The 20186-nt window shown below is 69.3% G+C and carries 17 protein-coding genes; 11 read left to right on the forward strand and 6 right to left on the reverse strand.

Annotation, left to right across the window (positions count from 1 at the left end; translation table 11 throughout):
• The first annotated feature begins 2 nt into the window (after window positions 1–2).
• From QHF84_RS38680 to QHF84_RS38720, 9 genes are all read left to right on the forward strand, one after another.
• Window positions 3–860 (forward strand): radical SAM protein, encoded by an 858-nt coding sequence (locus QHF84_RS38680; RefSeq protein ID WP_281318574.1) that lies wholly within the window; start codon window positions 3–5, stop codon window positions 858–860.
• Window positions 861–866: 6 nt separating this feature from the next.
• Window positions 867–2900 carry a MopE-related protein gene (locus QHF84_RS38685; RefSeq protein WP_281318575.1) on the forward strand — a complete coding sequence of 678 codons (2034 nt, stop codon included), beginning with the start codon at window positions 867–869 and terminating at the stop codon, window positions 2898–2900.
• A 57-nt stretch (window positions 2901–2957) separates the two neighbouring features.
• On the forward strand, window positions 2958–3440 hold the full coding sequence (hxsD, locus tag QHF84_RS38690) for a His-Xaa-Ser system protein HxsD (RefSeq protein ID WP_281318576.1): 483 nt from the start codon (window positions 2958–2960) through the stop codon (window positions 3438–3440).
• Window positions 3437–3679 (forward strand): HxsD-like protein, encoded by a 243-nt coding sequence (locus QHF84_RS38695; protein WP_281318577.1) that lies wholly within the window; start codon window positions 3437–3439, stop codon window positions 3677–3679. The genes hxsD and QHF84_RS38695 overlap by 4 nt, the downstream gene beginning before the upstream one ends.
• A complete protein-coding gene (hxsB, locus tag QHF84_RS38700; RefSeq protein ID WP_281318578.1) occupies window positions 3676–5190 on the forward strand; it encodes a His-Xaa-Ser system radical SAM maturase HxsB in 1515 nt (504 codons plus the stop codon). The genes QHF84_RS38695 and hxsB overlap by 4 nt, the downstream gene beginning before the upstream one ends.
• Before the next feature lie 51 nt (window positions 5191–5241).
• Window positions 5242–5538, forward strand: a complete 297-nt coding sequence (gene hxsA4, locus QHF84_RS38705; protein ID WP_136933506.1) for a His-Xaa-Ser repeat protein HxsA4 — start codon at window positions 5242–5244, stop codon at window positions 5536–5538.
• 267 nt (window positions 5539–5805) lie between these two features.
• Window positions 5806–6114, forward strand: a complete 309-nt coding sequence (rplU, locus tag QHF84_RS38710; RefSeq protein ID WP_272416970.1) for a 50S ribosomal protein L21 — start codon at window positions 5806–5808, stop codon at window positions 6112–6114.
• An 11-nt stretch (window positions 6115–6125) separates the two neighbouring features.
• The gene (rpmA, locus tag QHF84_RS38715; protein ID WP_136933508.1) at window positions 6126–6380 is read left to right on the forward strand and encodes a 50S ribosomal protein L27; all 255 of its coding nucleotides are present in this window, start codon (window positions 6126–6128) and stop codon (window positions 6378–6380) included.
• Window positions 6381–6503: 123 nt separating this feature from the next.
• A complete protein-coding gene (locus tag QHF84_RS38720; RefSeq protein ID WP_281318579.1) occupies window positions 6504–7340 on the forward strand; it encodes an HAD hydrolase family protein in 837 nt (278 codons plus the stop codon).
• Here the strand turns inward: QHF84_RS38720 and QHF84_RS38725 are convergent.
• The 3 genes from QHF84_RS38725 to QHF84_RS38735 all read right to left on the reverse strand — a co-directional run bounded on the left by QHF84_RS38725 (window position 7335) and on the right by QHF84_RS38735 (window position 11590).
• Window positions 7335–7778 (reverse strand): response regulator, encoded by a 444-nt coding sequence (locus QHF84_RS38725; protein ID WP_281318580.1) that lies wholly within the window; start codon window positions 7776–7778, stop codon window positions 7335–7337. The two genes, QHF84_RS38720 and QHF84_RS38725, sit on opposite strands and share 6 nt — an antisense overlap.
• Window positions 7779–7955: 177 nt before the next feature.
• On the reverse strand, window positions 7956–9086 hold the full coding sequence (locus tag QHF84_RS38730) for a hypothetical protein (RefSeq protein WP_281318581.1): 1131 nt from the start codon (window positions 9084–9086) through the stop codon (window positions 7956–7958).
• A 179-nt stretch (window positions 9087–9265) separates the two neighbouring features.
• A complete protein-coding gene (locus tag QHF84_RS38735; protein ID WP_281318582.1) occupies window positions 9266–11590 on the reverse strand; it encodes an ATP-dependent RecD-like DNA helicase in 2325 nt (774 codons plus the stop codon).
• 81 nt (window positions 11591–11671) lie between these two features.
• Here QHF84_RS38735 and QHF84_RS38740 point away from each other — a divergent pair, with 81 nt between their 5' ends.
• A complete protein-coding gene (locus tag QHF84_RS38740; protein ID WP_281318583.1) occupies window positions 11672–14380 on the forward strand; it encodes a M1 family aminopeptidase in 2709 nt (902 codons plus the stop codon).
• Window positions 14361–15167 (forward strand): SDR family oxidoreductase, encoded by an 807-nt coding sequence (locus QHF84_RS38745; protein ID WP_281318584.1) that lies wholly within the window; start codon window positions 14361–14363, stop codon window positions 15165–15167. Before QHF84_RS38740 ends, QHF84_RS38745 begins: the two co-directional genes overlap by 20 nt.
• Before the next feature lie 9 nt (window positions 15168–15176).
• Here QHF84_RS38745 and QHF84_RS38750 read toward each other — a convergent pair whose 3' ends face one another.
• From QHF84_RS38750 to QHF84_RS38760, 3 genes are all read right to left on the reverse strand, one after another.
• Window positions 15177–16859 carry a hypothetical protein gene (locus QHF84_RS38750; protein WP_281318585.1) on the reverse strand — a complete coding sequence of 561 codons (1683 nt, stop codon included), beginning with the start codon at window positions 16857–16859 and terminating at the stop codon, window positions 15177–15179.
• Between the two features lie 12 nt (window positions 16860–16871).
• The gene (locus QHF84_RS38755; RefSeq protein WP_281318586.1) at window positions 16872–18524 is read right to left on the reverse strand and encodes a hypothetical protein; all 1653 of its coding nucleotides are present in this window, start codon (window positions 18522–18524) and stop codon (window positions 16872–16874) included.
• 80 nt (window positions 18525–18604) lie between these two features.
• Window positions 18605–20146 carry a hypothetical protein gene (locus tag QHF84_RS38760; protein WP_281318587.1) on the reverse strand — a complete coding sequence of 514 codons (1542 nt, stop codon included), beginning with the start codon at window positions 20144–20146 and terminating at the stop codon, window positions 18605–18607.
• Window positions 20147–20186 lie beyond the last annotated feature (40 nt).

Raw genomic sequence — 20186 nt, forward strand, 5'->3', positions numbered from 1 at the left:
GCATGGCGGCGGTCCTCTCCCTCGGTTTGACCTGCAACAATGCGTGCGTCTTCTGCGCGCAAGGGGAGAGGTCTGCTTCCTCCTCGCCACGCGAGCGCGAGGCCGAAGGGCTCGATCTCGCGCGGCGCCTGCACGTCGAGCCGGGCGACGTCGTGTTCGTGCAGGGCGGCGAGCCGACGCTCGTCGAGGATCTTCCGGCGGTGATTCGCGCGCTCGACGAGCGCGGCGCCCGCCGCATCGTCGTCCAGACGAACGGCCGGCGGCTCGCGTATCGCGCTTATGCCCGCGCGCTTCGTGAGGCTTCGAGCAAGCTCTCGCTCGACGTCTCGCTGCACGGCTCGACCGAGCCGATGCACGACTACCACACGCAGACGCCGGGCAGCTTCAAGCAGACCGCGCTCGGCGTGCGGCATGCGCGCGCCGAGGGCATCGAGGTCGGGACGACCACGGTGATCACGCGGTCGAACTACCGTCACCTCGCGGAGATCGTGCAGCTCTCGCGTGCGCTCGGGGCGCGCGCGGTGCACCTCGCGAGGGCTTCACGGTTTGGCCGCGCGGCGCGCGCGGCGGATCGGATCGTCGCGCCGGAGGAGCTCGTGCGGCCGCAGCTCGCGCGCGGGATCGCCGAGGCGGCGCGGCTCGGGATGGGCTGGCTCGCGGGCGAGAAGGCGAGCCACGCGGAGGCGCGCGAGCTCTTCGCGGGCCTCGGCGAGGTGGAGATCGCGGAGGCGGAGGTGCTGGGTTCGTCGAGGACGACCGGCGCCCTGGGAGCGGCCTCCGACCAGAACTTCGTGGAAACGTCTCGGCTCGTCCGAGCGAAACCACCGAGCGTCAACCGAAGCATTGCTTGGGAGCGGTGAGTGACAATGGCGAGCAACGTCAAAGCCAGTGACGAGCAGCGGGGCAAGCAGGTGCGACGGATCGCCATCGCGGCGCTTCTGACCGTGGTCGGCGCGGCGGCGGGTTCGTCCTGCGCCGAGGGCGGGAGCGTGACCTCCTCGGGCGGCATCTCGACCAGCTCGGGCACGGGTGGCACGGGCGGCGTGGGTGGCCAGGGTGGAGCCGGCGGCGTGGGCGGCGTGGGCGGCCAAGGCGGCGTCGGCGGCGTTGGCGGTGCCGGTGGCGCGGGCGGCGCGGGCGGCGCGGGCGGCGCGGGTGGAGCCGGTGGTTCGGGCGGCCAGATGTGCGTGCCGCAGACCGAGGTCTGCGACGGCGTCGACAATAGCTGCGACGGTGTGATCGACGAGGGCTGTGATTGCGTGACCGGCGTGAAGGAGGCCTGTTACACGGGCCCCGACGGCACGAAGGGCGTCGGCGCGTGCAAGGAAGGCTCGAGGACCTGCGACGCGTCCGGCAAGTGGGGCCCGTGCGAAGGTGAGGTCGTCCCGGCCGCGACCGAGGCTTGCAACGGCTTCGACGACGACTGCGACACCGAGGTCGACGAAGGGTGTGACTGCGTCACGGGCGCGACGAAGGGCTGCTACACGGGCCCGATGGGCACGGAGAACGTCGGCCTCTGCAAGCCCGGCTCGCAGACGTGCGGCGCGGACGGGAAGTGGGGCCCGTGTCTCGGGGACACCACGCCGCAGCCCGAGCAGTGCAACGGCCTCGACGATAGCTGCGACGGCACGATCGACGACGGCAACCCGGGCGGCGGCGGCGCGTGCGTCGCGCCGGGCCTCGGCGAGTGCAAGAAGGGCACGCAGAACTGCATCAACGGCGCGGTGAAGTGCTCGCCTGCGCCCGTGCAGCCCGAGATCTGCGACGGCCTCGACAACAACTGCGACGGCAACACCGACGAGGGCAACCCCGGCGGCGGCATGCAGTGCACGACGGGCTTCCTGGGCCTGTGCAGCACGGGTTTGACCAAGTGCGACGGCGTGAACGGCCCGAAGTGCATGCCGAACGTCGTCCCCGGCCAGCTCCCCGAGGCGTGCAACAACCTCGACGACGACTGCGACGGCATGGTCGACGATGCCATCCCGCAGGTCGGCATGCCGTGCACGAAGCCCGGTCAGCTCGGCGTCTGCCAGTTCGGCGTCTTCGAGTGCCCCGCGGGCGCGCCGCAGCTCCTCTGCAACGCGCCTCTGCCCGGCACGATCCAGGAGACGTGCAACGGCAAGGACGACGACTGCAACGGCACGATCGACGATCCGGCCCTCGTGAACGGTTTGCCCTGCGGCACGTCGTTCCCCGGCGTGTGCGCGACGGGCACCACGGTCTGCGTGGGCGGAAGCTCCTCGTGCAACCCGCAGGTCACGCCGGGATCGCAGACCGAGCTCTGCGACAACAAGGACAACAACTGCAACGGGCAGACGGACGAGATGCAGCCGAACCCGGCGTGCACCGCGCAGAACCCGAACGCGCAGTTCGTCTCGGGCTGGTCGTGCACCGGCGGCCAGTGCCAGATCGTGCAGTGCAACGTCGGCTACGCGAACATCGACGGCGCGCCGGGCAACGGCTGCGAGTGCGCGACGGATCAGTACGCGAACCAGTGCGTGAGCGCGGGCGCGGTCAGCGTGCCGAAGGGCGGCACGGTGAACATGATCGGCAAGGTCGAGACGCCGATGGCCAGCGACTGGCTCACGTTCAACTTCGTCGCGCCCGCGGGGCTCGGCGTGGCGTACATGCCGAAGGTCCAGCTCGTGAACGACGCGGGTGGCCAGTACGGGATGGACGTGCTCTTCGACTGCAACACAGTCGCGACCTGCAACGACGGCGGCACGGGGTCCGGGGCCACGGTCTGGGAGCTGAATTATCAGTACAACATGAGCGGCAATCCCACCGGACCTTGGAGTGACGCCAACCCGAAGGTCGTGTCCGTCAAGGTTCGCGTGTATCGCAAGAACGGCACGCCGCCGACGTGCGATCAGTATACCGTGACCGCCACGAACCCGTGAGGAGCGGCGGGACGCACCTTACGGTACGTCATCGGGAGCGAAGGGCGAATGAGCGACATGTCGTTTCACTTGGGCGAGGGCTCGGTCCGGATCGAGTTCGACGAGGACCTGTACCCCAAGGATGCGATCTACGGAGCGGCGTACGTCTTCATCGATCGCTGCTGGGTACACCTCGATCGTGCGGGAGATCGGCGCATCCAGGTGACGCTCAAGGCGAAGAAGGCGGGCGCTGACACGCAGGCGTTCGTGGGCGAGTTCCAGAACGAGCTGCTCGGACAGACGTGGCGCCTCAGGATCGTCGAGGAGAACAAGAAGCTCATCGAGTCGATCACGGCGCGCGCGCTCGGCGGCGCGGCGGGTCCGCCTGGGCTCGACGAGCTGCTCGCGATGGACATCGGCGAGGAGACGGCCTTCGAAGATCCGCTCGGCATCGCGATGAGCTGGGAGGAGAAGTACAAGAAGAAGGGCAAGGCCGAGGGCACGAAGGCCGAGGCCGAAGGCGCCGGCGAGAACGCGTCGGGGGGCGAGAAGGCGTCGTGATCGAGCTCAGGTTTCACGAGGAGCTCTACGACGGCTTCGCGATCGACGAGGCCGTGAAGACGTACGCCGCGTACGCGACGGCCGAGCTCTCGCGCGACGGCGGCGCGTACGTCGTGAAGGTGACGGCGAAGCCCGAGGCCACGAGCGAAGGCATCGACGAGCGCGTGCTCTCCGCGGAGCTCGCGAACTACGCGCTCGGTTTGACCATCGAGAAGGCGCGATCGGGAGGTGCGGCATGACCGGCCTCTCGACGCTCTTCACCGAGCTCGGCCCGGCGGCGAAGGCGCCCGCGGGCCTCGTGCCGTTCCGGTTCCGCGAGGTGGGCGGAGACATTTTGCTCACCAACTTTCTCGGCGACTGGCTCTTCGTCACGAAGGACGAGTTCCGCTCGCTCGCGCGCGGCGAGCTCGATCCGGCGTCGCCGCTGCACGAGAGACTCGCGTCGCGGAGCTTCCTCCGCGAGGGGCTCGATCAAGCGAAGGCGGCCGAGCGCATCGCGTACAAGAAGCGGTTCCTCAACTGGGGGCCGAACCTGCACATCGCGGTCGTCACGCTCCGCTGCAACGAGACGTGCGTCTATTGCCACGCGAGCCGCGCGAACATGGACGCGGTCCACACCGACATGACGCCGGAGATCGGCGAGAAGGTCGTGGACCTGATGCTCCAGTCGACCTCGCCCTCGGTGACGCTGGAGTTCCAGGGCGGCGAGCCGCTCGCGAACTTCCCGGTGATGAAGCACGTCATCGAGTACGCGCTCGCTCGCAACCGCGCCTACGGCAAGGGGCTCGAGTTCACGATGGTCTCGAACCTGGCCTTGATGGACGAGGAGAAGCTCGCCTTCCTCGTCGATCGCAAGGTCCAGGTCTGCACGAGCATCGACGGCCCGGAGCACCTGCACACGAAGCAACGCATCCTCGCCGGCGGCAACGCGCATCGCGAGGCCGTGAAGTGGATCGAGCGCATCAACAAGGCCTACATCGACATCGGCCTCGACCCGACGCTCTACCACGTCGAAGCGCTGCTCACGACGACGCGCGAGGCGCTCAAGTACCCGAAGGAGATCGTCGACACGTACGTCGGCCTCGGGTGTCGCGCGATCTTCCTCCGCCCCATCGATCCGTTCGGCTTCGCGGGCAAGACCGCGCAGATCGTCGAGTACGATCGCGCCGCGTACCACGCGTTCTACCGGACCGCGGTCGAGCACATCCTCGACCTCAACCGGCGCGGCGAGCAGGTCCTCGAGCGGTACGGATCGATCTTCCTCACGAAGATCCTCGGCGACGACGACCCGAACTTCCTCGACATCCGCAATCCGAGCGGCTCGGGGATCGGCGCGCTCGCGTACAACTACGACGGGAAGATCTTCTCGAGCGACGAAGGCCGGATGATGTACGAGACCGGCGATCCCGCGTTCCAGATCGGCGACGTGTTCACCTCGACGTATCGCTCGCTCATGAAGCACGAGACGGTGCGCGCGCTCGTGATGGCGTCGATCCGCGAGGCGCAGCCCGACTGCGTGAACTGCACGTACACGCCGTACTGTGGGATTCAGCCCGAGCACAGCTACCGGACGCAGGGCACGATCTTCGGTAGGATGCGTGAGAGCACCTTGTGCGCCGTCCACAAGGGCATCCAGGATTTTCTCTTCGACAAACTGCGCGAGAACGACCCGAAGACGGTCGAGATCCTCCGGCGCTGGACCACGGTCCGGGCGCGAACGCACTTCATCCACGCGTCGTCGGCATCTTGAGGGCAAACGATCGACGCGGGCGCAACGGGACTTGGGATCAGGGAGGCCACGATGGCGAACAACGGAACAGGTGGGCTGCCGAGCTTCTCCCGCAAGCCGGGTGGCATGCTCTCCAAGACGGAGAGCGAGGTCGGCGCGAAGGCGAGCGAAGAGGCGGATCGCGCCGGCGTAATCGGCGACGACGCGGGCGGCGTGATCCCGGCGCAGCACTGCTCGCACGGGTCGCACGGCTCGCACGGGTCGCACGGCAGCCATGGCTCGCACGGGTCGCACGGCTCGCACGGCTCGCACGGCAGCCACGGCTCGCACGGCAGCCACGGCTCGCACGGCAGCCACGGTAGCTGGTAGACAGACCGCCCCTGGCGCGCCCACAGTCTCGGAATCGGAACCTCCTCGCCTGGCGGGCGAAACGGCCCCGTTCGTCCGCCTTGATCCCCCTTTCGCTCCCGTTTCCAGCCTGCCCGGACCAGCCTCTTGCGGAGGCTCTGGATCCAAAGGGACGGAGGCGCATTTGATCAGCTTGCGGAACGGACGCGCGTCCGTATACTTCCGCTCCCTTGTTTCCCGGCGGAGTGCGTCGGTGAAGCAACTGTCGTAGGGCTCGAGGGCACGAACATGTACGCGGTCATCAAGACGGGCGGCAAGCAGTACAGGGTCAGCGAAGGCCAGGTGCTGCGCGTCGAGAAGCTGAGCGGCAACGCCGGCGACACGGTTACGTTCAACGAAGTCCTGCTCGTCGGCGGCGAGGCCACCAAGATCGGCCAGCCGCTCGTTGCGGGTGCAAAGGTCGAGGCGCAGATCAAGGCGCAGGATCGCGGCAAGAAGGTCGTGATCTTCAAGTTCCGGCGCCGGAAGAACTACCGCCGCAAGACCGGCCACCGGCAGCCGTACACCGAGCTCAAGATCACCGGCATCAGCGCCTAGGAGAAACCGGCATGGCTCATAAAAAAGGCGGCGGCTCGTCCCGTAACGGGCGTGATTCGAGCGCACAAAAGCGCGGCGTGAAGGTGTACGCGGGGACCGAGGTCTCGGCGGGTAGCATCCTCGTGCGGCAGGTGGGTTCGTCGATCCACGCCGGCAAGAACGTCGGCACGGGCAAGGACTTCACGCTCTTCGCCCTCGTGGAGGGCGTCGTGAAGTACGAGTGGAAGTCGAACACGAAGAAGCAGGTCTCGGTTTATCCGGCCTGAACCTTCTGCGTTCGTGATCGAGACGAGCCGGGCGATACGGCGGGAAAAACCCCGTCGATCGCCCGTCGTCCATTTGACGTCCAACGAAGTTCACGCGCCGAGCGGCGAGGACGAACCGCGGCGATGACATACAAGCTCCTGGCCCTCGACCTCGACGGCACCTTGCTCCGTCACGATGGCTCGCTGCACGAGCGTGATCGCTGGGCGATCGAGCGCCTGCAAAGCGGCGGCGTGGCCGTGACGATCTGCACGGGCCGGCTCTACTCGGGCTCGCGCGACGCGGCCGTGGCAGCGCGGATCCAGGGGCCGATCGCGTGCGTGGACGGGAGCCACATCGTCGACGCGCGTGACGATCGCGAGCACTACCACGCCTCGCTCGCCGGCGATCACGCCGCGCAGCTCCGGCGCGTGCTCGAGCGGCATCGCACGGCGAGCTTCGTGTTCGCGCACGACAGCATCGTGCACGACGCCGCAGGCGCGCCGTGGAGCAGCTACGTGCGAACGTGGTCGCCGCGGGTGACGGTCGTCGAGAGCGTCACGTCGCACCCGTACTGGGAGCACGAGCGAGGTCTGCTCGCCGTCGTGGCGATCGGATCGAAGGAGAGCGTGCACGCAGCCGCGGAGGAGCTCGAAGGCGAGCTCGGCGGCGCGGCGTTCGTCATCCGATTCGCGGTGACACGCGGGGCCGACACGCACGCGATGGTGGTGCGCGCGGCCGGTCCCACGAAGGGCACGGCGATCGCGTGGCTCGCGGACTATCACGGCTGCACGGTGGACGAGGTCGTCGCGGTGGGCGACTGGCTCAACGACGTGCCGATGTTCCAGGTCGCGGGGCGATCGTTCGCGATGGGCAGCGCGCCGCTGCACGTGAAGGAGCACGCGACCGAACAGCTCTCCGCGTGGAGCGCGGAAGACGCGGGCGTCGCTGAGGCGATCGAGCGGGCCTGGGGGACGTTATGACGAGCTCTTCGGCGAGGGCACGCCGGAGATAGGCGCCTTCGGGACGCCCACGTGCGAGGGGGGCGCGAAGCCGAGGTAGAAGAGCCGTTCGACCTCGCCGATGAGATCACGCATGCCGATGGGCTTGGCGAGGAACCCTTCGGCGCCGGCCTGCGCGGCCTCGGCGCGCGCGCCGCGTTTGCCCGAGATCACGAGGAAGCGGCAGTCGTAGCCGTGCGAGCGCGCGGCCTCGATGAAGTCCGTGCCGCTCATCTCGGGCATGCGCTGGTCGACGACGACGACGTCGACGCGGTCGAGCCGCTCGAGGGCTGCCGCGGGGGACATCGTCTCGCGCACCTCACACCCCTCGGCTTCCAGGCACATCCCCAGGAGCCTCAAGATGTCGGGGTCGTCATCGACCACGAGCACGACGGGGGGACGCGGTCGCCACGTGCGCACGATCCGGAGATTACCCGGGTTTCTGCCCGCTTCCAAATGTGAAAGACGAGCGGCACGAAATTGCCGAGTGGACGGATCGTGCTCCGTCCGTGGTCATCGATGCGAGGGATTCGGGGGGTTTGCCCGGGGGCTCGACGCAGGTTGCGGAGCCCCCGCGCGTGGGGTCGCGTTGCGCTGTTACTTGCGCTGCTGGGCGGCGGCGGCGAGCTGCTGCTGCTGCTGCTGCAGGAACTGCGCGACGAGGCGCGAGCGCTCGATGGCGAACTGCTTGACTTCCTTGTTGGGCGAACCCGCGAGGGCGTTGAGCAGCTTCGTGACCTTCTCGATCTGGCGCGACTGGAAGAGGGCCTCGAAGTAGTTGTTCGCGATGCGCACGTCGCGGCTCATCTTCGCCTCGTGCGGCTGGAGGAGCCGGATGACGGCTTCGAGGTCGCCCTTCTGGCCGTAGAGCGCCGAGAGGCAGAGGAGCGCGAGCGGATCGTCGGGCGCGATCTCGACGCCCTTCTTCGCGTAGGTGACGGCGCGATCACGGGTCGCGTCGTCATTCGCGAAGAAGCCCTGGAGCGCGATGTACGGCGCGGCGCTCTTCTTGTCGGCGGCCATCTTCTCGATCTCGGCGATCGCCTTGTCCTCGCCCTCGTGCTGCTTGAGGTACTGGTAGAGGTAGGCCCACGCATCGATGCAGCCGATGCTGATGCCGATCGCCTTGTCGACGAACTCGCGCTCCTTCTCGACTTCCTTCTTCTGCTGGTAGACCTTCGCGAGGTGCAGCGAGGGGTAGGGGTTGTCCTTGAGGAGGTTCTGGGCGCCCTTCAGCGTGCCCTCGGCCTTGTCGAACTTCTCCTGCTGGAGCTGCGCGATGCCGAGCGCGAGCCAGTCGTCGCCCGTGCCGCCCTTCGCCACGACCTTCGAGAGGACCTGCTCGGCGCGCTGCAGGCGGTTGTACTTGAGCAGCTCCTGCGCGTAGATGCGCGCGCGGTTGAGGTCGTCGGGCTGCTCCTGCCAGTGCTTCTCCAGGCCGGAGAGCAGGTCTTCGAGGCCGATCGCGATCGGGCGGCCCTGGTCGTCCTGCACCTGCACCGCGGGGCCGTTGAAGCCGAGCAGCTTCCACATCTGCTCGGGCGTCACGAGCGACGGGCCCTTGTCGAGCATGGCCTTGGTCTCGTCGTCGACCTTCGACAGGGGAATCACGATGAGAGCGTTGCCAGGCACTCCGTTGGGGAATGCGCTGACGGGCGCCATGATGGCCGCGCCGCCCGTGATCTGAAGTCCCGCCGCCACTCCACCCTGCTGTCCGTTCTGCGCCATGGTCGCTCCACCCGGGAAACGCGGGGCGCGCCTTGCGCCCGCGGTCGCCGCTCGACGTCGCGTCGAACGGGAAAGAAATGTCGTTGGTTACGAGGGGCGGGCAGGCTAGCAGGATGCCCCCATCAGAGCAACGGCCCCCCGCGGATCCGAGGCGTTCCGCGCACCTCGATACCAACGAGTCAGCCGCGGCGGAGTCGATGGGCGAGGCCGGTCTGCCGCTCCTCGCGCCGCGTCTCGGAGAGCGCGAGGCTGAGCGCTCGGCCGTCCGTGACGAGCACGACGAGACGCTTTCCACGCGTGACGGCCGTGTAGAGCAAGTTCCGCGAGAGCATCACGAAGTGCTGCGAGAGCAGCGTGATCACCACGGCCGGATACTCGCTGCCCTGGCTCTTGTGGATGCTCGTCGCGTAGGCGAGCACGAGCTCGTCGAGGTCGCTCTCTTCGTAGGTGACGTCCCGGCCGTCGAACGTGACCGTGAGCGTGCCTTGCTCGGCGTCGATCGCGCGGATGAGGCCGACGTCGCCGTTGTAGACCTCGCGGTCGTAGTCGTTCTTGAGCTGCATGACCTTGTCGCCGAGGCGGAAGAGCTTGCCGCCGCGGGTGACCGAAGGGCCGTCCGGGTTGAGCGAGCGCTGGAGCACCTCGTTCAACGCGATCGTGCCGACGGGGCCCTTGTTCATCGGGGAGAGGACCTGCACGTCGCGCACGGCATGCAGGCCGAAGCCGCGTGGGATGCGCTCGGTGACGAGCTCGTGGATCGTGGCGGCGGCCTCCTCGGGCGTACTTCGTTGGAAGACAAAGAATTCGCCGCGCTTGTCGGTCGCGCCCTCGGGTTTTTCGCCGTCGTGGATGCGGTGCGCGTTCTGGACGATGAGGCTGCCCTCGGCCTGGCGGAAGATCTGCGAGAGGCGCACCGTCGGGATCGCGCCCGAGGCGATGACGTCGCGCAGGACCGCGCCCGGGCCGACGGACGGGAGCTGATCGACGTCGCCGACGAGCACGAGCCGCGCGCCGTCGGAGGCGGCCTGCGTGAGCGCGTCGCAGAGCGGCAGGTCGATCATCGAGGCCTCGTCCACGATGATCACGTCGGCCTCGATCGGGCGGCTCTTCTTGCGGAGGAAGCCACGCTCCTTCGGGTCGAACTCGAGCATGCGGTGGAGCGTGACGGCCTCGCGCCCCGTGGCCTCGCTCATGCGTTTGGCGGCGCGGCCCGTGGGCGCGGAGAGGCGCACCGTGTGGCCCGCGAGGTCGAAGAGCGAGAGGATCGCCCGGACGATCGTGGTTTTTCCGACGCCGGGGCCGCCCGTGATCACGAGGACCTTGCTCCGCGCGGCTTGCTCGATCGCGTCGCGTTGCGCGGGCGCGAGGGCGACACGCGTGCGGGCCTCGAAGCTCTCGATGGCGGCCTTGGCGACGGCGTCCGGCGATTCGCCGCGGCGGCCCGAGAGGGGACGACCGGTCGCGCGGAGGAGCGCGAGCAGGCGATCGGCGAGGCGCGCTTCCGCTTCGTAGAGCGACGATTCGTAGACGGCGACCTCGCCCGAGGGGAACGTCTCGACGCGCACGCGGCCTGAGAGCGCGAGCACGTCGATGGCGCGATCGACGCCTTCCTCCTCGCGTTCGAGCATGAGCGCGGTCGCCGAGACGAGCGCGTTTCGCTCGGCGTACACGTGCCCCTTGCCCGCGAGGTCGCTCAGCATCTGCAGCACGCCGGCCTGCGCGCGCTCGGGTGCGTCCGGCGAAACGCCGATGGCGCGCGCGATCTGATCGGCCGTCTTGAACCCGACGCCCCACACGTCGAGCGCGAGCCGGTAGGGCGCGCGCTTGACGATCTCGATCGCGGAGGCGCCGAACCGCTTGTAGATGCGCGTCGCCAGCGCGGGCGAGACGCCGTGCTGCTGGAGGAAAATCATGATGTCGCGGATGACGCGCTGCGACGCCCACGCCTTGGCCACGGCCTCGGCGCGTCGTGCTCCGAGCCCCGGCACCTCGCCGAGGCGCTCGGGCTCCTCGTCGAGCACGCGCAGCGCGTCCTCGCCGAACGCCTCGACGATCCGCTTGGCGAACACGGGCCCGACCCCGTGGACCATGCCCGAGCCGAGGTACTTCTCGAGGCCCTGCAAAGTCTGTGGTGCAATCTCGAGCAGTGTTTCGACGCGGAGCTGGTCGCCGTGGCGACCATCCCGTTCGTAGCGACCGGTCGCTCGGACGCGCGTGCCGGGAGCGACGGGCTGGAAGCGGCCGACCCAGGGCAGGGGAGCCTCGTGGCCGTCGATCGCGACCTTCACGACCCGGAAGCCCGTCTGGTCGTTCTCGTAGGTGACACGCACGACCTCGCCTTCGAGGGTCACGGTGCCGTCCTTCGAGGGAGCGGCCTTTTGCGCCGCGAAGAGCGTGTGCTGCGCGGGGCCCTGGGGCCCGGATCGCGGGCGCGACGAGGCTCCGGCCGGGCTTTTCGGGCCCGTCCCCCCGGCGAGCAGAGGCGTGCGTCCGCGGCGGTTCATGGGCGCGGGGCGAGGCTAGCGCGGTTTTCCCGGGGCGAGGGGCTTTGCTCGGCGAGTTTGTTGGGTAAGACTCGCCGCCCGATGAGCCTCGAGCACCGCCTCCACGACCGCTGCGCGTGCGGATCAACGCTTTCGTCCTACGGCCACTCGTCCGCCTCCGCTGCCTCCGGGCGCCCGTTCGCGCTCACCGGCGTGCAGCGCGTCTACGAACGGGCTCGGCCGTTTTCGGTCACGCACATCGCGCTCGACCTTCGCCTCGACGTGCCGAAGAAGTCGGTCTCGGGCGAGGCGACGCTCGACGTCGCGCGCATCGACGCGGGCGCCAAGGAGCTCGCGCTCGACGCCGTGGGCTTCGACCTCGAAGCGGTCGAGCTCCGCGCGGGCGACGCGGGCAAATTCGCTCCGGTCGACCACGTGTACGACGGGCAGACGCTGCGCGTGTCGATCCCCGAGGCGGTCTCGCGCGTGACGGTGCGGGTGCGGTATTCGGCGACGCCGCGGCGGGGGCTCTACTTCCTCGCGCCGGACGAGCACGTGCGTGATCGGCCCGCGCAGGTCTGGTCGCAGTGCCAGGACGAGGACGCGCGGCACTTCTTCCCGTGCATCGACAAACCGCACAACAAGCAGTCGACCTCGCTGCGCGTGACGGTGCCCGAGGGCTGGTTCGCGCTGTCGAACGGCGCGCGCGAGAGCGACGAGGACGAGGAGCAGCGCGGCGTCTACCGCTACCGGATGGACGACCCGCACCCGAGCTACCTGTTCACGCTCGTCGCGGGCGAGTTCGAGCGCATCGACGACGAGGCCGACGGCGTTCGCCTGCATTACTTCGTGCCCAAAGGAAAAACCGACGAGGGCAAACGAACGTTCCGGCGGACGCCGGACATGGTGCGCCGCTTCGGCAAGCTCACGGGCGTCGCGTACCCGTGGGAGACGTACTCGCAGATCGTGGTGAGCGACTTCATCTTCGGCGGGATGGAGAACACGACTGCGACGACGATGTACGAGCACATCTTGCTCGACGAGCGCGCCGCGATCGACGTGACGGCCGACGACCTCATCGCGCACGAGCTCGCGCACCACTGGTTCGGCGACCTCGTGACGTGCCGCGACTGGTCCCACGCGTGGCTGAACGAGGGTTTTGCCACGTACATGGAGCACGTCGATCGCGAGGGGTACCTCGGCCGCGACGAGTACGAGCACGGCGTGCGCGGCGACGTGGCGGCCTACCTCGGCGAGGCCGGCGGGCGCTACCGGCGTCCGATCGTGTGCCAGGACTACGAGGCGCCGATCGACATCTTCGATCGTCACCTCTACGAGAAGGGCGCGTGCGTCCTGCACATGCTGCGGCTCGAGCTCGGCGACGCGGCGTTCTGGCGCGGCATCAAGACGTACCTGGAGCGGCACGCGCGCGGGATCGTGGAGACGCGCGACCTCATGCGCGCGCTCGAAGAGGCGAGCGGCAAGAGCCTGGAGCGCTTCTTCGAGCAGTGGGTGTTCCGCGCCGGGCACCCGGAGCTCGAGGTGAAGATCGATCACGGGGGCGAGGCCCTGACCGTGTCGGTCAAGCAGGCGCAGGCCGCGAAAGAGAGCAAGGAGAAGGACAAGGACGACGCCGGGACGCACGTCTTCGCGCTCGACCTCGAGCTCGACATCGCCATCGACGGCGAGGTGCGGCGCGAGGTGCGGCGCGTGGAGTCGCAGGCGGCGACGTTCACGATCCGCGTGCCCAAGCGGCCCGCGTTCGTCGTGGTGGATCCGGAGCTCCGGATCGTGGGCGACGTGCGGGTCGAGTGCCCGGCCGACATGCTGCGCGCGCAGCTCGCCGGCGCGACGACGGCGCGCGGGCGGCTGCTCGCCGCGAGCCTGATGGGCAAGCTCGACGATCCGGCGACGACACGCGCGCTCGGCGCGGCGCTCGCGAAGGAGGACGAGTTCTGGGGCGTGCGCGCGGAGGCGGCCTCGGCGCTCGGCGACGTGCGCAGCGACGACGCGCTCGCGCACCTGCTCGCCCACGCGCGGACGGGGCACGCGAAGGTGCGGCGCGCGGTCGCGGCGGCGCTCGGCAAGTTCCGCAAGGCCCAGGCCGCGGAGGCGCTGAAGAGCCTCGCGCTCCGGGACGCGAGTTACCTCGTGGAAGCGGAGGCCGCGCGCGCGCTCGGCGCGACTCGGCAGGGCGTCGCGTTCGACACGTTGATCGAGGTGCTCGATCGTCCCTCGTGGTCGGACATCGTCCGCGCGGGCGCGCTCGATGGGCTCGCGGCCCTGCGTGACGAGCGCGCGCAGGCGCACGTGCTCACGCGGACCCGGTACGGCATCCCCACGCGCGGCCGGCGCGCCGCGATCACGGCGCTGCCGAAGCTCTCGACGGATCGCAAGGTGCGCGAGGCGCTGGAGGATCTGCTCGATCAGTCGGATCCGTACCTCAAGGTGGACGTGGTGCGCGCGCTCGTCGACATCGGCGACGCGAAGTCCCGCGGGCCGCTCTCGCGCCACCTCGAACGCGAGCTCGACGGCCGCGTGCGCCGGCGGATCCGCGAGGCGTTGCGGGACCTCGGCGGCGCAGGCAAGCGCGAGTCCGAGCGGCTGCGCGAGGACCTGGAGGCGCTGCGGAGCGAGCACGCCGACCTCAAGGCGCGCCTCGGCAAGCTCGAGGCGCTGCTCGCGCCGAAGGAGGCCGAGAGCAAGCCGAACGGCGTCCACCACGTGCGCGCCGCGGACAAACACGAGGCCGAAAAAGAGTCCGGCGACAAGGGCAAGAAGAGGAAGAAGGATGAACGAGCTTCGCGGTAAAACGGCGCTCGTCACCGGCGCGTCCGCGGGGATCGGCCGCGAGCTCGCGCGTGTGCTCGGCCGCGAGGTCGCGGCGCTCGTGCTCGTGGCGCGGAGGCGCGAGCGGCTCGACGAGCTCGCGCGTGAGCTCACGGCCGCGCGTCCGGGCCTGCGGGTGCTCGTGCGCGCGGTCGACCTGCTCGACAGGAAGGCGCTCGGCGCGATGCTCGACGACCTCGCGCAGGCGGGCGAGGTCATCGACGTGCTCGTGAACAACGCGGGCTTCGGCGACTACGGCCTGCTCGAGAAGCGCGACTGGGAGAAGATCGAGCGGATGCTCGAGCTCAACGTGGTGAGCACGACGATGCTTCTCTCGCGGCTCGTGCCGCCGATGGTGGCGCGTGGATCCGGGGCGATCCTGAACGTCGGATCGATCGCGGGGATCCTGCCGTCGCCCGCGATGAGCACGTACGCGGCGAGCAAGGCGTACGTGAACCACCTGAGCGAGGGCCTGCGCGCGGAGCTCTCCGGGACGGGCGTGTCGGTGACGGTGGTTTGTCCGGGCCCGGTGCCGACGGAGTTCCAGGAGGTCGCGGGGAGCGACGTGCGGCCGGAGCTTCCGAAAGCAGTCTACGTGGACGCGGTGACGTGCGCGGAAGAGGCGGTCGCGGGGCTCAAGCGAGGGCAAGCGCGCGTCATCCCGGGCGTCGTGCCGCGGGCGATGGCGATGACGGTGGACGCGCTGCCGAAGGCGCTCGTGCGGCCGTTTCTGTCGAAGATGGGGAAGAAGGCGCGCGGAGGCCGGTAGCCGCCGTCGTCAGGGCAAGAAGCGCCCGAGGAACGCGTCGCCGTCCTTCGGGTCGGGCTGGCCGACGAGCGCCTTGTTGATCACAAACGCGGCGCGGTTCTGACCGCCGACGATCAGATCGCCCGTCGGCAAGAGCGCGAGCGCGAGCACCGAGTTCGCCGCGTCGTTGCCTTTGCTGCCGCCGCTCAAGAGGACACGCGACGAGACGTGCGCGCCGTCGCTGCCTAGCTTCGCGAAAAACACGTCGCCGGCCTCGATGGCCATGAGGAGCCCGCCGCCGAAGTCCATGCCGCCCTGGGACGTGCCGGCGAGCGCGAGCTGATCGGCCGTGTTCAACGCGAGGCTCACCTGCGTCACGTACGACGTCGTGTCGCCGATCGCCTTCGCCCAGACGACGCTGTCTCCGGTGCCCGCGATGCGCGCCACGTAGAGCGCGCGCGCGGCGGGATCGGGCGATTGGAGCGTCTGCCCGAAGAAGTCGAGGGTGCCCTCGAACGCGCCCGTGAGGAACACGTCGCCGTTCGACGCGATCGCGACATCGAACGCTTGCTGTCCCAACGAGTCGCCCCATCCATGGGCCCAGAGCGGCGTGAAGCTCGGCGAGAACTGCGCGGCGAAAATGTCGAGCCCACCCTTGCTCGTGATCACGTTTCCCGTGGGGAGCTCGATCGTGCTGGCGAAGACGCCCGTGACGACGACCTGGTCCATGTCGTTGACGGCGATCGCGCGGACCTCGTCGGCGCCCATGCCGCCCATGCGCCGCGAGGCCGCGTGGAAGCCGGTCTCGTCGAATTTCGCCAGGAAGATGTCGTTGCCGCCGGCGGACGGGATCTGCGCGCCGCCGAAGTCGATGGTGCCCGCGAAGTTGCCGGCGACGATCACCTGGTTCGCCTTGGTGACCACGATCGATCGCAGGTCTTGCGAAGCCGTGTCGCCGAAGAGCTTGCTCCAGACGTGATCGCCGTTCGCGTCGAACTTCGCGACGAACACGTCACCCGAGCCCGCGCTCGTGAGCACGCCGCCGCCGAAGTCGACCGCGCCAAACACGCGTCCACCGACGTAGATCGCGCCGTTCTTGTCGACGGCGACGGCGTTCGCTTGTTGCTGGGCCGCGTCGCCGAAGCGCTTGGCCCAGACGACCTCGCCCTTCGGCGTGAGCTTCGCGAGGAGGATGTCGTAGCTGCCCGTGCTCGCGAGAGGGCCGCCGCCGAGGTCGATCGTCCCGCCGAACCCGCCCGCGATGACGATGTTGCCGTCGGGGGCGATCACGACGTCCGAGATCATCTGCGGGGAGAACAGCTCGCCGTACGTCTTCAGCCAGCCGTTGCCGAGCGCCGGACATTCGAGCGGATCGACGCCGTTACACGCCTCGTCCTCGGTCGTCAGGCAGTCCTCGGCCTGCGGCAGCACCTCGCCGCCGCACTCGCCGAAGCCCGTGCCGTTCGGCAGGCAGACCTGGATGCCCGGCTTGCAGGTGCCGACGTCCTCGGTGCCGGGCGGGCCGGTGTAACAGGACCGCTGCTCGTCGGGCGTGCACACCATGCCGCCGCCGCTGCCGCCCGCGCCGCCCGCGCCGCCCGTGCCCGACGTACCAAACGCACGCTCCTCCGGAGAGCACGCCACGAGCGCCATCGCGCCGAGCGAGGCGATGCCGGCGAGGGTGAGCGAAACACGTTTCATTGCTTCGAACATGAAAGGATTTCCTTAGGGCAAGAGACGCGCGAGGAACAGGAGCGCTTGCTGGGCGTTGTCCGGCTTCAGCACGCCGCCGCCGAGATCGATCGGCGTGTAGCTCAGGCCCGCGAGGATCGGATCGCCGGTGGGCATGACGCCGAGCGCGAGCACGCCGGCCGGCATGTCGGTCGTGTACGTGCGCGACCTCCGGTGTGTTCCGTCGAATTCGAACTGCGCGACGAAGGGGCTCACCTGCGTGGACGCGGTCAGCGGTCCGCCGCCGAAGTCGACCGTATCGCTGAACCAACCCGCGGTCACGATGCGCCCGTTCGCCACGCCGAGCGACACGCCCCAGTCGGAGAGGGATTTTGGTCCGCCGACGACCTTGCTCCACGCGAGCGTGCCGTCCGACGCGAGCTTCACGAGGTACGCGTTCGTCGCCATGGGCGCGGCTTCGATCGTGGAGCCGTCGTCGAAGCTGATGACGCCGGCCAAGCGCCCCGAGAGGACGACCTCGTCGCTCGGCGTGACCGCGATCCCGAGGGCCTCTTGATTGGCGGTGTCGCCCCATTGCTTGGCCCAGACGGGGTTGCCGTTCGGCATGAGCTTGAGCGTGAACACGTCGTTGCTGCCGGCGCTCGTGAACATGCCCGCGACGCTGAAATCGACCGATCCACTGAAGTGGCCCGTAAGGACGATGTTGTCCTTCGTGTCGACCGCGAGGCCCACGATCTCCTCGAAGCCCCCGCCGCCGTAGCGGCGCGACATCGAGTGGAAGCCCGATCCATCGAGCCGCGCGACGAACAGGTCCGTGTCCATCGGGGCCGTGAGCGCCGCGCCGCCGAGGTTGATCGTGCCCTGGAACTCGCCGCCGACGACGACCTGCCCCGCCTGCGTGAGCGCGACGGCCGTGGCGCGTTGCGAGCCCGTGTCGCCGAAGAGCTTGGCCCACACGACCTCGCCGCTCGGCTGGAATTTCGCGACGAGCGCGTCGGTGCTGCCCGCGCTCGTGAGCGTCCCGTCGCCGAGGTCGATCGCGCCGGAGACCGCGCCCACGAGGTAGATCATCCCGGACGCGTCGATCGCCACGCCGGCGCTCGATTGCGACGACGCGTCACCGAAGCGCTTGCTCCACTGGTGCGTGCCGTCGGCGCTGAACTTCGCGAGCAGGATGTCGGAGCTGCCCGTGCTCGCGAGCGGTCCGCCGCCGAGATCGAGCGTGCCGCGGAGCTCGCCCGTGATTACGATGTCGTGCGTCTTCGGGTCGACCGCGACGGCCCGGATGTAGATCTCGTCGGCCGTGGAAAAACCCTTGCTCCACACGTGATCGAGCGGCGGACATTCGGCCGGATCGTCGCCGTTGCACGCCTCGTCCTCGGGCGTGAGGCAGTTCTCGGCTTGCGGCAGGACATCACCGGAGCACTCGCCGAAGCCCGAGCCGTTCGGCAGACAGATCTGGATGCCCTTCTTGCAGGCGCCGATGTCCTCGGTGCCAGGAGGTCCGGTGTAGCAGGCCCTCTGCTCGTTCTCCGCGCAGCCCATGCTGCCGCCGGCGCCGCCCGAGCCGCTCGAGCTCGTCGTGTCGCCGAAGTCGCGCTCCTCCGGCGTGCACGCGGCCGCCCCGACGGCGATGATCGAAGCGGCGCCGATCAAGGCGCCGAGGTGCCGATGAGACCAAGCCAAACCCCTTTGGATCCTGCCTATCATCGATCCGAGCATGCCATGGATCGGCGCTCCTCGGATCAGCCGCGTGGGGCCCGACTTCAGGGGGAGAGGCGCGCCAAAAACCCGCTCGCGTCGAGTGTGCTCGTGGTCGTGAACGCGCCGCCGCCGAAGTCGATCGAGCCCGCGTACGCGCCGCCGATCACGACGTCACCCTGCGGGCCGAGGTCGAGGGCGAGCGCGCCGTCGGCGCCTGGACCACCAAACGTGCGCGAGCCGAGGTGCACGCCGTCCATCGTGAAGCGCGCGACGAACACGTCGACGTTGCCCGCCGAGGAGCGAGGTCCGCCGCCGAAGTCGACCTCGTCGTCGAAGAAGCCCGCGGCGAGGATGCTCTCCGAGGTGGGATCCACACGCAGCGAGACGCCGAACGTGCCGGAGAGCTCGCCGCCGAACATCTGGCCCCAGACGATGCCGCCGCTCGACGTGTACCGCGCGAGGTAGAGGCCGCGGTCGCCCTTCGCGTAGAGCACGGGGGCGTCGAGGTACAGCGTGCCGGAGGCTTCGCCCGCGATGATCACGTCGCCGTTCGGCGCCGCCGCGATCGCGAGCCCACGTTGGGGCCCGGCGTCGCCCGCGCGACGCGCCCAGAGGCCGGTGCCGTTCGCGGAGAGCTTGGCGAAGAAGATGTCGTGTCCGCCGATGCTCGTGAGCGCGCCGCCAGCGACGGGGCCAAAGTCGATCGTGGTGTCGAAGGTGCCCGTGACGAGCAGCGATCCCGTGGCATCGACCGCGAGCCCGCCGAGGTCTTCGAAGCTTCCGCCGCCGAAGCGCCGCGAGAAGACGTGCGCGCCCTCGGCGTCGAGCTCGGCGACGTAGATGTCGCTCGATCCCGCGGAGACGAGGTCCGTGCCGCCGAAGTTGATCGTGCCGGTGAAGGAGCCGCCGAGGACGATGCGTCCGGACGGTGTGATCACGATCCGCGTCGTGCGCTGGACTTTGGCGTCACCGAAACGTTTGGCCCAGGCGAGGTTGCCCTGCGCGTCGAGCTTCGCGACGAAGGCGTCGTCGTTGCCCGCGCTCGTCAGGATCTGTCCGTCGCCGAAGTCCATGGCGCCTTGGATCGCGCCGCCGATGTAGATCGATCCGGCGGGATCGATGGCGACCGCGAAGGCCTCTTGGTTCGCGGCGTCGCCGAAGCGTTTGCTCCACTTCGGTTCGCCGAGGGGTCCGAAGCGAGCGACGAAGAGATCGTTTTCCCCCGTGCTCACGAGGGGTCCGCCGCCGAAGTCGACGACGCCTCGGAACGATCCGACGGCCACGACGTCGCCCGTCGCCGGATCGATCGCGACGCTCTCGATCGACTGCATGTCCGTCTCGCCGAAGCTCTTGCTCCACACGTGCCCGAACGCGGGCGTCGGGCCCGGTCCGCCATCGCCGCCTGCACCTCCCGCGCCTCCCGCGCCGCCCACGCCGCCGGATCCGCCCGATCCGCCGGCGCCGCCGGAGCCGCCCGTCCCGCTCGTCACGCCGGGCCCTACGTCGGGCGAGCACGCCGCCGCACAGGCCATCCACAGGCCGAGGAGCCCGCACCCCACGACGTTTCGTTTTTCAAGCCGCCCCGTACCTGTTTGCCGTTTCATGTCGCAAGGCACGAGCATCGCACAACGACGAGCCTCTTTG

Source organism: Polyangium sp. y55x31 (genome assembly GCF_029946505.1).
Lineage (GTDB): Bacteria > Myxococcota_A > Polyangia > Polyangiales > Polyangiaceae > Polyangium.

What these genes read in the sequence shown, in the direction of transcription:
- rpmA (WP_136933508.1), top strand. Translation starts at nt 6,126, where the DNA reads ATGGCTCATAAAAAAGGCGGCGGCTCGTCCCGTAACGGGCGTGATTCG.
- QHF84_RS38735 (WP_281318582.1), bottom strand. Translation starts at nt 11,590, where the DNA reads ATGAACCGCCGCGGACGCACGCCTCTGCTCGCCGGGGGGACGGGCCCG.
- QHF84_RS38685 (WP_281318575.1), top strand. Translation starts at nt 867, where the DNA reads ATGGCGAGCAACGTCAAAGCCAGTGACGAGCAGCGGGGCAAGCAGGTG.
- hxsD (WP_281318576.1), top strand. Translation starts at nt 2,958, where the DNA reads ATGTCGTTTCACTTGGGCGAGGGCTCGGTCCGGATCGAGTTCGACGAG.
- QHF84_RS38750 (WP_281318585.1), bottom strand. Translation starts at nt 16,859, where the DNA reads ATGTTCGAAGCAATGAAACGTGTTTCGCTCACCCTCGCCGGCATCGCC.
- rplU (WP_272416970.1), top strand. Translation starts at nt 5,806, where the DNA reads ATGTACGCGGTCATCAAGACGGGCGGCAAGCAGTACAGGGTCAGCGAA.
- QHF84_RS38720 (WP_281318579.1), top strand. Translation starts at nt 6,504, where the DNA reads ATGACATACAAGCTCCTGGCCCTCGACCTCGACGGCACCTTGCTCCGT.
- QHF84_RS38730 (WP_281318581.1), bottom strand. Translation starts at nt 9,086, where the DNA reads ATGGCGCAGAACGGACAGCAGGGTGGAGTGGCGGCGGGACTTCAGATC.
- hxsB (WP_281318578.1), top strand. Translation starts at nt 3,676, where the DNA reads ATGACCGGCCTCTCGACGCTCTTCACCGAGCTCGGCCCGGCGGCGAAG.
- hxsA4 (WP_136933506.1), top strand. Translation starts at nt 5,242, where the DNA reads ATGGCGAACAACGGAACAGGTGGGCTGCCGAGCTTCTCCCGCAAGCCG.
- QHF84_RS38745 (WP_281318584.1), top strand. Translation starts at nt 14,361, where the DNA reads ATGAACGAGCTTCGCGGTAAAACGGCGCTCGTCACCGGCGCGTCCGCG.
- QHF84_RS38680 (WP_281318574.1), top strand. Translation starts at nt 3, where the DNA reads ATGGCGGCGGTCCTCTCCCTCGGTTTGACCTGCAACAATGCGTGCGTC.
- QHF84_RS38760 (WP_281318587.1), bottom strand. Translation starts at nt 20,146, where the DNA reads ATGAAACGGCAAACAGGTACGGGGCGGCTTGAAAAACGAAACGTCGTG.
- QHF84_RS38740 (WP_281318583.1), top strand. Translation starts at nt 11,672, where the DNA reads ATGAGCCTCGAGCACCGCCTCCACGACCGCTGCGCGTGCGGATCAACG.